The sequence below is a fragment of the Microbacterium sp. Cr-K20 genome (genome assembly GCF_000708325.1).
Lineage (GTDB): Bacteria > Actinomycetota > Actinomycetes > Actinomycetales > Microbacteriaceae > Microbacterium.
In genome coordinates this window covers 139,323-150,834 of the sequence record NZ_JARE01000047.1, presented here as the reverse complement: position 1 = coordinate 150,834, position 11,512 = coordinate 139,323, and the positions used below count along the sequence as shown (strand labels likewise).

At 68.9% G+C, this 11,512-nt stretch carries 10 protein-coding genes and 1 tRNA gene; 2 read left to right on the top strand and 9 right to left on the bottom strand.

The annotated features are described in order from the left end of the window. Positions 1–26: 26 nt before the first annotated feature. Positions 27–2,486 (bottom strand): ATP-binding protein, encoded by a 2,460-nt coding sequence (locus tag GZ67_RS19740; protein WP_029263557.1) that lies wholly within the window; start codon positions 2,484–2,486, stop codon positions 27–29. A gap of 143 nt (positions 2,487–2,629) precedes the next feature. On the opposite strand from GZ67_RS19740, the gene GZ67_RS0108810 reads away from it, so the two are divergent. After that, positions 2,630–3,127 (top strand): hypothetical protein, encoded by a 498-nt coding sequence (locus tag GZ67_RS0108810; protein WP_029263558.1) that lies wholly within the window; start codon positions 2,630–2,632, stop codon positions 3,125–3,127. 2 nt (positions 3,128–3,129) lie between these two features. Beyond that, positions 3,130–4,137 carry a hypothetical protein gene (locus GZ67_RS0108805; protein WP_029263559.1) on the top strand — a complete coding sequence of 336 codons (1,008 nt, stop codon included), beginning with the start codon at positions 3,130–3,132 and terminating at the stop codon, positions 4,135–4,137. On the opposite strand, the gene GZ67_RS0108800 is transcribed toward GZ67_RS0108805, so the two are convergent. The 8 genes from GZ67_RS0108800 to GZ67_RS0108765 form a co-directional block, all read right to left on the bottom strand. After that, positions 4,103–5,116, bottom strand: coding sequence for a DNA topoisomerase IB (locus GZ67_RS0108800; RefSeq protein ID WP_029263560.1), 1,014 nt, complete (start codon positions 5,114–5,116; stop codon positions 4,103–4,105). The two genes, GZ67_RS0108805 and GZ67_RS0108800, sit on opposite strands and share 35 nt — an antisense overlap. An 87-nt stretch (positions 5,117–5,203) precedes the next feature. Beyond that, positions 5,204–5,698, bottom strand: coding sequence for a hypothetical protein (locus GZ67_RS0108795; RefSeq protein ID WP_029263561.1), 495 nt, complete (start codon positions 5,696–5,698; stop codon positions 5,204–5,206). Between the two features lie 138 nt (positions 5,699–5,836). After that, positions 5,837–5,908, bottom strand: a tRNA-Gln gene (locus GZ67_RS0108790). Between the two features lie 98 nt (positions 5,909–6,006). Further along, positions 6,007–7,512 (bottom strand): glutamate--tRNA ligase, encoded by a 1,506-nt coding sequence (gene gltX / locus GZ67_RS0108785; RefSeq protein WP_029263562.1) that lies wholly within the window; start codon positions 7,510–7,512, stop codon positions 6,007–6,009. 53 nt (positions 7,513–7,565) lie between these two features. Next, positions 7,566–8,255, bottom strand: a complete 690-nt coding sequence (locus GZ67_RS0108780; protein WP_231481749.1) for a class I SAM-dependent methyltransferase — start codon at positions 8,253–8,255, stop codon at positions 7,566–7,568. A 71-nt stretch (positions 8,256–8,326) separates the two neighbouring features. Next, on the bottom strand, positions 8,327–9,586 hold the full coding sequence (locus GZ67_RS0108775; protein WP_029263564.1) for an MFS transporter: 1,260 nt from the start codon (positions 9,584–9,586) through the stop codon (positions 8,327–8,329). Then, positions 9,583–10,359: a fumarylacetoacetate hydrolase family protein gene (locus GZ67_RS0108770; RefSeq protein ID WP_029263565.1), complete on the bottom strand. Its 777-nt coding sequence runs from the start codon at positions 10,357–10,359 to the stop codon at positions 9,583–9,585. Before GZ67_RS0108770 ends, GZ67_RS0108775 begins: the two co-directional genes overlap by 4 nt. Before the next feature lie 29 nt (positions 10,360–10,388). Beyond that, positions 10,389–11,489, bottom strand: a complete 1,101-nt coding sequence (locus GZ67_RS0108765) for a branched-chain amino acid aminotransferase (protein WP_029263566.1) — start codon at positions 11,487–11,489, stop codon at positions 10,389–10,391. Positions 11,490–11,512: the final 23 nt, after the last annotated feature.

The following is an 11,512-nucleotide window of genomic DNA, read 5'->3' as shown; positions in this document are numbered from 1 at the left end:
GACGCAGACTGCCCCGCCTTCACTCCTCACCCGCTGCGCAGGCGATGACCGATCTCCGCGTAGAGCTGCGCCGAAGCTGCCGCGAGTGCCTCAGCCGACCTATCATCGCCTCGCAGAGCCGCGATCGACGAGAGGACGGCGTCGCTGCGCGCGACCTCGGCACGATCGCCGGTCGCCTCCGCGATGCTGCGCGCCTCCTCGGCATGCCGCTCCGCATCGTCGACCAGCTGGTGGGCAGCGGTCGCATCGATCGTCGCCGCGCGCACCAGGATCTCCGCCAGCGAGTTCGCCGCCTCGGTCGCGATCAACGGTGAGCCGGCGCGTTCCGCCTCGCGCAGCGTTCGTTCGGCGGTGGTTCGCGCCCTCACGAGGTCGCCGGCGCGGCCATCGAGCCGTGCCTCCAGCAGGTCGAGGTCCGCCGATGTCGCGAACTCTCCCGCTGTCCGCAGGGTCTGTCTCGCGGTCGCGCACAGCTCGCGAGCGCGCACGTCGTCCCCCGTCGCTTCCGCCACCAGGGCCAGCGTCCTGCGCACGAACGGCAGCGAGTCGACGCTCGATTCGTCGAGCAGCCCCTGCAGCTCGGCGGCCGCGTCATCGAGCTGTCCGATCGCCAGGAGGAGCAGGGGCCGATTGCCGCGGACGACCGCGACGTTGAGATCGTCGCCCTCCTCCCCGGCCATCGTCAGGGCCACCGCATAACGGTCGCGCGCCTCCGGGTACCGGGCGAGGATGCGCAGCGTGTCGGCATGATTGCCGGTCGCACGCCCCTCCACGATCCGAGCCCCCGCGGCCCGTGCATGACCGATCGCGAGCTCGTAGGATCGCAGCGCCTCTTCGAGGTGACTCATCCATCGTTGGACGTTGCCGATCTGATTCCAGGTGCGCGCGAGTGACGCCCCGGTCGCGATACGTCGCACCCGATGCAGCGTGATCAGCGCCTCGTCCAGACGCCCCAGCTTCTCGGCGCAATGCGCGACGCCCAGGGCGATCTCCGGCACGAGGTCGAGTCCCTCTCCCCGCGCTGCGAGGTCATGCAGGCGCAGCGACTCGTTCCACATCGACCACCGGGAGAGCCCGGGGTGCGCTTCGATGGCGAGCTGTTCGACCGCGGAATCGGCGGCATGCTCTCGAGCCGCCGCGGCGACGGCGAGCACGGTCACCACCTCCCGCGCCGCGTAGTCGGGATCGGAGCGGATCCGCTCGAGCACCGCGGCCGCTGCCCTCAGCACGAAGGCCCGGCGCTCCGACGACGGGCGAAGCGAGCGCGATCGCTTCGCGGCGAATGCGAAGACCGTGGCGTGGGTCAGCAGGTGCCCGTCGCGGAGCTCGACGAGATGGCGACCATGAAGGCGATGCAGATCGGCTTCCGCCGACGGACCGCCGGCAGCGAGCAGCACCTCGGCGTCGATGTCTCTGTCCAACAGCGCAGCGTCCGCCAGCAGATCGGCCTCACTCTGCGACAACGAGCGGGTCGCGGCTTCGAGCACAGGACGGATCCGCGCATCACGCGGCTCGTGTTCGAAACGCGAGGCGAGATCCTGGAACGACCAGCCCTCGTGCTCACGGACTATGCCCGCGAGCATCACGAGGTCGAGCGGAAGACCGCCACCGACGGCCACGATGCGCCGGAGCGCGTCTGCACCGACGTCGATCTCCGAGTGGGGCAGAGGCGCCGCCGTCCCCTCGACCGTGATGAGATGCGCGAGGAGCCGTTGCGCGTCGGTGTCCGTCATCGGCGGAACGATGACCCGAGCGATGGTGAGCGTCTGCGGTCGCACACGCTGCTCCAGATCGGCGAGGTCGACCCGGGAGGTCACGACGTACCGCACCCCGGGGACGATCAGTGCGGCGAAGCGCCGGGCATCACCCGCGTCTTCCACGATCACGGTCGTACCGCGCGCGGTGACCTGCAATATCTCGCGCAGGCGGGGCAGCTCGTAGGGCAGCGAACGGATTCCGAGCGCGCCCAGCATGCGCCGCAGGATGTCGATGGGGTCGGCGCGTGGGCGGTCCGACTCGGATTCGCGCAACTGCACCGTGAGCACGGAGTCCCTGCCGACCAGTGCGGAGGCGAAGGTGCTCTTCCCGGCGCCCGGCAGCCCGGTGAGAACCAGGACATCCGCCGCAGGCACCGAGGCCAACAGCGCCTCTCGACCGATCTCCGCGCCAGGAGCGTTCCGCGGAGCATGCGTCACCTCGATGTGCACTCCGGATCGCTCGCCGTTGAGCACGCGCGCCGTCTCGCTCCAGCGTTCCGATTCGGCCTCCTCGCCACCGAGCGCCCGGACGATGTCTCCGACGAGCCGATCATCCACCCGTCGTCGACCGGGACGGAAGCAGTCGTAGACCGTGACCTTCGCCGGTTCCGCTCCCCCGCGCAACCGTCCGATGCGCCGTGCGATCTCCGCGTACGAGGGGGATCCGGCATCCGCGCGCATCCGCCCCAGCCCGCTGCAGAGCTCGTCGAGGGTGCGCGGGGCGGGCATGAGTCGAGCCTATGGCAGGCTGCGGCGGCGCTCGGCCGGCGCGTCGTTCGGGCTCGTTCGGGGTCCGACGGCGCCCGGTGGCGGGCACCTAGGCTCGCTCGACGGAGAGGCCGCCCGACCTCCCGGACAAGGAGACACTCCCCATGACGACACGCGCAGAGATCGCCGCGAAGCTCGATGACTTCTCGTTCCAGAAGGTGAACTTCGGCGGGTTCCTGATGAACAAGCGTGCGAAGAACTCGCACGCGCTGTGGACCCGCACCTCCGACAAGGGGGTCACGGAACTGACCATCCTCACGACGCGGGACTTCGGCGAGGGCAACGTGTACGACGTCGCCGCGTTCACCCTGGACGGCACGGTGCCCGCCGACGTCGTCGCCGAGCTCCGACAGCAGGCCGAGAGCCTGACCGACCGGATCAACCTCCGCGAGCACGGGTATGTGTACTCGTGCCTCGAGCCGTGGGACGGCGGGGGCACCATCTGGATCTCGAAGAAGCCGGAGTTCCGCGCGCTGAGCCGGATCGATCAGGGCATCTACGTCATCCCGATCCAGCGTCTCAACGGGCTGAACGAACCGCGATGGCTCGCCTGGGCGCGCGACAACGGCCAGCTGAACATCGCCATCGTCTACAAGCCCTGACGGTGCTCGCGCACTCGGAACCGACGTCCGCCCCGCACGCGGGAGCCCCCGTGCGGGGCGGTTTCCGACTGATTGCCGCGTCGGCGGCCTATCTGGCGATCGCCGCCGGCGTCGCGTTCTATCTGCTGCCTGTGGGTTTCGGGCTCGATGGTGCCGCCCTGCTCCTCGCACAGCTGGCGACGATCGTCGCGGGCGCTGTACTCGTCGCCACCTCGACCTTCGCAGTCGTGCAGCATCGACGGCGACGCGCGAACCTCGAAGCCATCGCGCAGGCGCTCGGGTGGACGTACCGCGCAGACATCGGCGACCGTATCTGGGGCGGATCCATCGACGAGCAGATAGACCGTGGGAGCCGCACCGCCCAGGACCACCTCGATGCACTCCACACCAGCCTCCCGTTCGACAGCGTCGAGCGCATCTTCGTCGTCGGCGACCGCGAGGGAGCGACGACGCATACCGCGCGCGCCGTGCGTATCCCCCTCCCGTCGGAAGCGCCGAGGATCACGCTCCGCTCGCGTCGGGGCGGTGGAGCGCTCAGTGTGCTTCCGCGACGACCGACCGGCCGCTCGCAGCTGCGGTTGGAGGGCAACTTCAGCGATGTGTTCGAGGTGTCCGTCCCGCACGGTTACGAGACCGACGCGCTGTATGTGCTCACACCCGATCTGATGGCGATCCTTCTCGATGAGAGCGCCGACCTCGATCTGGAGATCGTCGACAGCACGCTGCACCTGTACCTTCCTGCAGTCGACCTCACCGACGAGAGCGAGCTCCACAGATTCCTCACCGTGATCGCCGCGCTGCACGATCGGTTCGGACGACGGACGCTGCTGTACCGCGACGAGGCAGCGGAACCTCTCGACCCACAGTCCTATCGCCGCGACGGCGACACGCTCACGGAGCGCGCCCGGAGCGTGGACACCCGCATCCGGTGGTGGCCGGTGATCGTCGCGGTGGCCACACCACTCATCCCGATGCTCATCGCTGTCGTCTGGCTGCAGCTCGCCGGGTGACCTTCTTCGAGATCTCCGGCCCGCCCAGGAGCCGCCGTATGGCCGTCTCCGGCGTCACCGAGAGGTCCAGCGTGCGTCCCCGTGCGTACTGACGGAAGACCCGCGGATCGATGTAGCTGCCGCGCGCGACGGCCGTCGTATTCCCGAGCGCGGTCGCGGCCGCCTGCACGGCGAGTCGCTCGGCCTGGTCCCGATCTTTGCGACGGTCGAGCTCGCCGATCCGGGCGAGTGCATCGGCCGCGATGACGGTCCCGTGCAGGGTACGGAAGTCCTTGGCCGTGAAAGACGCCCCCGTCACCTCGCGAAGGTAGGTGTTGACCTCGGCCGGAGTGATGCGCACGCGGCGGCGACCGCGGCGATAGGCCAGAAGGAAAGCTCCTGACTTCCCTGCGGCGAAATCGGTCAGCGCGTCCGCGAGCGACTCGTCGGTGATCTCGATCGAGGCGGTGCGGCCGCTCTTCGCGGGGAAGGACAACGCCACGTCGCTGCCGGACACGCGCACGTCGCGCCGGCGAAGGGTCGTGAGCCCGCGGCTGCCGTGCCGCACGAGGTATCGCTCGGAGCCGATGCGGAGCGCCGCATCATCGAGCAGGCGGAAGGCGATAGCCAGAGCGCGCTCCTTGGTCTGCCCTTCCTCTTTGAGCGCCCTGGTCACCTGAGCTCTGGCACCGGGGAGCGCGGCCGCAAGGTCGAGCGCTCGCACGAACTTGCGGCGATCACGGCTCACGCGCCACAGCGGGTGGTACAGATACTGCTTGCGCCCCGCGCCGTCGATCCCCACGGCCTGGATGTGCGCGAGCGGGTCCGCCGCGATCCACACGTCGTGCCACGCGGGAGGGATGACCAGATCGCTGATGCGTTCGCGATCCGCCTCCGGTGCGGTCTCGCCTGCGGGGTCGACGTAGCGGAAACCCGATCCCGAGCGAACCCGTCGGAAGCCCGGATCCTCATCCGGTGCGACTCGAACCAGTCTGGCCATTCGTGCTCCTCCCCTGAAGTCGTCTCCGCCGAGGATGCCGGTCTCCGAAGTGCAGCGATAGGGAGTGGCGTCGCGCGCCCCGCCGTGCTATTCGGCGTCGGCCGGAGGTCGCGCGAAGGTACGGCGCATGTGATCGCTCGTGAGGAAGTCGGCTATGCCGATCATGATCAGACTGAAGACGATCTGCTCGGACACCATCCAGAGGGGGTACAGGCCGGGGATCGCGGCCATCACGAGCGTGATGACGGGAAAAATCTGGGCGAACAGTCGCAGCCGCTGATAGGCCCATCGCCAGCCGTACTGCGCGCGCCACGCGAAGTAGAACAATGTCGCGGTCATCGCGAGGACGACCAGAGTTCGCATCCAGACGGCGACGGAGACGGACTCGCCATCGACCGCCAGCACCAGCGCGACGATGACGGCGCCCACACCGATCACGAGTTCGACGACGAGGAGCCAGAGGATCCACGTGAACGCTCGCACGGTTTTGGGGTGCGTGCGGTCGGCCTCGCTGATCGCGACGCCGGCCTGCCGCCCGCCCGCGATCCGGTCGAGACGGAGGAAGAGAGACTCCAGGGCCATGATCGGAGCCTATTGCGTGCGAACCCCGCCGGCCTCGTCCGTTCGATGGATGTCGGCGTCGACAGCTGCCTGCCGCCAGCGGGAATCAGTACCCGCGGAAACGACGAAACCCCCGCCTGAGCGGGGGTTTTCGTCTTGCTGGGGTACCTGGACTCGAACCAAGAACAACGGAACCAGAAACCGCCGTGTTGCCAATTACACCATACCCCAAGGGCGAAACCGGAGCCTCGCACCGAGATTCAAGCTTACCCGAGCGACGGCGGAACACCAAAACCACCGGTGCGCACCGCCGCTCGGGCGCGTCGCGCTCAGCTCGCGAGGAATGCCGAGAGCGACCGCAGACGACGCAGGGACTCATCCTTGCCGAGCAGCTCCATCGACTCGAACAGCGGCGGCGAGATCCGACGGCCGGTGATGGCGACCCGCGGCGGCCCGTAAGCGATCCGCGGCTTGAGCTCCAGCTTCTCGACGAGCGCCGTGGCCAGCGCTTCCTGGATCTTCTCGGGCACGAAATCCTCCACGGGCTCGAGGGCGCTGACGCACGCATCGAGGACCTCCGCAGCATTCGCCGGCAGACCCTTGAGAGCGTCTTCAGCGTAGGAGACCTCGTCCTCGAACAGGAACCCGACCATACCGGGGACCTCGCCCAGCAGCTGCACCCGCTCCTGCACGAGCGGTGCGACCCGGAAGGCCATCACGAGCTGCTCGTGCGTGGGCTCGTCGAAGAGGCCGGCCGCCGCGAGATACGGGATCGTCCGCTCGGCGAAGTCCTTCTCCCCCAGCATCCGGATGTGGTCGCCGTTGATCGATTCGGCCTTCTTCTGGTCGAAGCGTGCCGGGTTCGGATTGACGTTCTCGATGTCGAACGCCGCGGTGAACTCGTCGAGCGAAAACACGTCGCGGTCCGGACCGATCGACCACCCGAGCAGCGCCAGGTAATTCAACAGCCCCTCGGGGATGAAGCCGCGGTCGCGGTGCAGGAACAGGTCGGCCTGCGGGTCGCGCTTGGAGAGCTTCTTGTTGCCGGTCTCGCCCAGCACGAGCGGCATGTGCGCGAAGCGCGGAACGAAGGTCGTGACACCGGCGTCGATCAGCGCCGCATACAGCGAGAGCTGGCGCGCGGTGGAGGGCATGAGGTCTTCGCCGCGCAGGACGTGGGTGATGCCCATGAGCGCGTCGTCGACAGGGTTCACGAACGTGTACAGCGGCACGCCGTTCGGCCGCACGACCACGAAGTCGGGGAACGAACCCGCGGGGAACGTGACCTCGCCGCGGATGAGGTCGACGTAGGTGACGTCCTCGTCCGGCACGCGCAGGCGCAGGGCGGGCTGGCGGCCCTCGGCGCGGAATGCCGCCTTCTGCTCGTCGGTGAGGTCGCGGTCGAAGTTGTCGTAGCCGAGCTGCTTGGCGCGGCCTGCGGCCTCGTTGCGCGCGTCGATCTCCTCCGCCGTCGAGTAGCTCTCGTACAGCGCCCCGGTGGCGATGAGCTTGTCGATCACCTCACGGTAGATGTCGTGGCGCTCGGACTGCCGATACGGAGCGTGGGGTCCGCCGACCTCGACACCCTCGTCCCAGTCGATCTTGAGCCAGGTGAGCGCATCGACGAGCTGACGGAAGCTCTCCTCGCTGTCGCGGGCGGCATCGGTGTCCTCGATGCGGAACACCATCTTCCCGCCGTTGTGGCGTGCGTACGCCCAGTTGTAGAGCGCCGTGCGGACCATGCCGACGTGCGGCAGACCGGTCGGCGATGGGCAGAAGCGGACGCGGACGTCGGCACCACTGACAGTCGTGGTGAGGGGGTGAGGGGTAGCCATAGCCCTTCGATTCTACGGGGACGAGGTCGTCTCCGCTGGCGGGCGGTGAGCGTTCAGGCGTCCGTCGCCACGGCTATCGCCGCCCGGTGCTCGAGGGGCAGAACGCCACCTCTCCGCCGCTGCTCGACGACGAGGTCGAAGGCCGCGCGGAAACGTCGCCGATCGCCCGCATCCAGTCCGGTGTACAGAGCGCCCGCACCGGCGACACCGCCCTCGACCGATGCCCAGAGTGCTTCCGGCCGCGCGTTCCAGGTCCACTCATGCTCCGCGACGGCGACATGGCCCAGGCCCGCCTCCCTCAGCATCCGTGCGAAACCCTCGGGCGTCCGCTCGAAATCCTCCGCAGCCGGAAGCCTCGCGCCCGCGAACGGCTTCAGCCCGGCACGTCCCGTGATCTCGGCCCAGAGCCAGGAGGGCGACAGCGTCCAGGTGGTCGCGATGACGATGCCGCGACTCACCCGGCGCAGTTCGGCGGCCGATTCGCGTGGCGAGGCGACGTGATTCAGCACGAAGTTCGCGACGACGACGTCGAACGTGCCGTCGGCGAACGGAAGATCGGGCAGTGCACCGTCGACCGGCTCGATCGCAGGATGCCGCCGCCGCGAGACGGCGCGCATCGACGCCTCCGGTTCGCAGGCGGTGACATCCCATCCACCCACCGACCACGTTTCGGCGAGTGTGCCGTCGCCGGCACCGACATCGAGCAGGTTGCGGTCGCCAGGCGTGCCCAGCGCGTCACGCATCACGGGGAAGGTTCCGGCGCAGAGGTCCGCGTACGAGGCGGCGTATGCCTCCCCGACCCCGGCCCAGTCCTTCATCGGGTGCCGGAGCGAGCCAGCGGAGACAGGGCGACGATCGCGATCACCAGGATGAACGCGGCCACACCGAGCCCCGCGTACTGGAAGTTCGCCAGGACGACCCCGGCCAGTACCGATCCGGCTGCCGCCGAGAGGCTCATCAGCGAGTCGCTGCGGCCCTGCCTGCGGGTGCGCAGCTCCGGTGCGGAGGCCTCAGTGAGCAGTGCGGCACCGGCGACCGTCGCCGCACTCCAGCCCAGCCCCAGCAGGATGAGCGCGACCATCACGCCCCAGGCCTCCGTGCCCGTGAACACGGCGAACGCCAGCGCACCGGCGAGCAGCACCTGACCCAACAGCACCACGCGCAGACGCCCCCAGCGGTCGGCGAGCACGCCGAACACGGGCGACAGGGCGTACATGCCGCCGACGTGCAAAGCGATCGTGATACCCACGAGCGCGGACACATCGGCCGGAGTGGGAGCCATGCCCTGCGCGCCGTGCGCCATGTGCGACAGATGCACCGGCGTCATCGCCATCACGGACGCCATCACCACGTGGGATCCGGCGACCGCGAAGATCGCGTAGCGCGCTACACGAGGGCGGTCGAGCACCACGGCCCCGGTCGTCGCCGCCGCCACCTTCGCGAGACGCTGCGCAGCGAGCAGCGGATCGGGGCGGAGGGCTACGAGGTACAGCACCAGAGCCGCACACTGCGCGACGAACGAGAACAGATAGGAGCCGGTCTGCGGCGGCATGCCGACCGCCTGCCCCACGATCTCTCCGGGACCGAGGAGCAAGGGCCCGGCGACCCCGCCGATGGTCGTCGACCAGACGACGATCGAGAGATCACGGCCGCGATGCTGAGGTGCTGCCAGATCCGTGGCCGCGAACCGGGACTGCAGGTTGCCCGCGTTGCCGGCGCCGATCATCAGGATGCCCGCCAGCAGCAGGGGGAAGACCCGCACCGAGGCGGCGAGGATGACGACGGCGATGCCGACCAGCGCGAACAGGTTGCCGAGGGTGAGTGCCCGACGCCGCCCGACGCGCGCGGCGAGACGCGCGAGCGGAATGGCGCACGCCGCCGCTCCCAACGTGACCGACGCCGTCGCCAGGCCGGAGAGCGCATCGTTCCCCGAGATGTCCGCCGCCAGAAGAGCGCCGAGCGACACCGTGGCGCCGAAGGCGATGCCGCCCAGCACCTGCCCGAAGGACAGCACCAGTACGGTCCGCCGCTGGACGGTCGCCTGCTGCGTCGCCGTCAGGGCGACATCGCTCATGGTGCGGGTACGGCGTCGCGCACGCTGTTGCGCAGGATGCCCAGTCCCGAGATCTCGACCTCGACCACGTCGCCGGCCTCGAACGTGCCGACACCGGCCGGCGTCCCCGTCATGATCACGTCTCCGGGCAGCAGGGTGAACACGGCGGAGGCGTACTCGATGATCGCCGGCACGGAGTGGATCATGTCGGTCAGCGGTGCGTGCTGCCGCACCTCTCCGTTCACGCGGGTCTCGATGGTGGCGTTCGCCGGGTCGAAATCGGTCTCGATGACCGGCCCGAGGGGGCAGAACGTGTCGAAGCCCTTCGCACGCGACCACTGGCCGTCCTTGCGCTGCAGGTCACGCGCGGTCACGTCGTTCCCGATCGTGTAGCCCAGCACGTAGTCGAGTGCGTTCTCGGCCTTCACGTTCTTCGCGATCTTGCCGATCACCACGACGAGCTCACCCTCGTACTCGGTGCGCTCGGAGAGGGTCGGACGCACGATCGCGTCGCCGGGGCCGATCACCGAGGTGTTGGGCTTCAGGAAGAGCAGCGGCTCCTCGGGAGCCACTCCCCCCATCTCGGCGGCGTGGTCGTGGTAGTTCTTGCCGACGCAGACGACCTTCGACCGCGGGATCACCGGGGCGAGCAGCGCAGCATCCGCGAGCGGCACACGCGCGCCGGTGGTCTCGTACCCGGTGAACATCGGGTCTCCGGCGAGCACCACGAGCTCGCGCTCGTCGATGATCCCGTACATGATGGCTTCGTCGTGGCTGAACCGGGCGATCTTCATGGATCCAGCCTACCGAGCGCTCCCGCGGCTCAGGCGTCGAGACGCAGGAGCCAGCCGTGCTTGTCTTCGCGGCGACCGTACTGGATGTCGGTGAGCTCCTCACGCAGCGAGAGGGCGAGCTCGCCCAGCGGCTGCGGCTCGTCGAACCCGTCGCCGACCAGCGCACCGATCGGAGTGACGACTGCCGCGGTGCCGCAGGCGAACACCTCGACGATGTCTCCGGAAGCCACGCCTTCACGCCACTCGTCGATCGAGATCGGACGCTTCTCGACCGTGTAGCCGCGGTCCTCCGCGAGCTGCAGCAGCGAGTCGCGCGTGATGCCCTCGAGGATGCTGTCCGACTCCGGTGTCACCACCCGGCCGTCCTTGAAGACGAAGACGACGTTCATGCCGCCGAGCTCTTCGACGTCGCGCTTCTCGTTGAGGAAGACCACCTGGTCGCAGCCCTTCGCGCTGGCCTCGCTCTGTGCGAGCAGGCTGGAGGCATAGTTGCCGCCGGTCTTCGCCTTTCCCGTGCCTCCCTTGCCGGCGCGAGCGTACTCCTCGGAGAGCCAGATGCGCACCGGCTTGACGCCGCCCGTGAAGTAGGCGCCCGCAGGGCTGGCGATCACGTAGTAGGCGACCTTCTGGGCGGCGCGGACGCCGAGGAAGGCCTCCTTGGCGAACATGAAGGGCCGCAGGTAGAGGCTCTGGTCCGCCCCGGTGGGCACCCAGCGGCCGTCGACGGCGATGAGCTCGCGCAGCGACTGGATGAAGTACTCGGTCGGCAGCTCCGGCAGCGCGAGGCGGCGGGCGCTGGCCTGCAGGCGCGCGGCGTTGCGGTCGGGACGGAACGTGTGGATCGAGCCGTCGGCGTGACGGTAGGCCTTGATGCCCTCGAAGATCTCCTGCGCGTAGTGAAGGACGGATGCGGCGGGATCCAGCGGAATCGGACCGTACGGCTGCACGCGCGGGCGGTGCCACCCGCCCTTGGCGGACCAGCAGATGTCGACCATGTGATCGGTGAAGACCACGCCGAAGCCCGGATTCTCCAGCGCCTCGGCGAGACGGTCGGGTGACACAGCGTTCAGGTTCTTCATGACGAGGAACTCCAGGGGAGCCACGGTCGCCTCGGCATCGATGGTCGTCATCTCATCATCCATTCCTCGTGGGT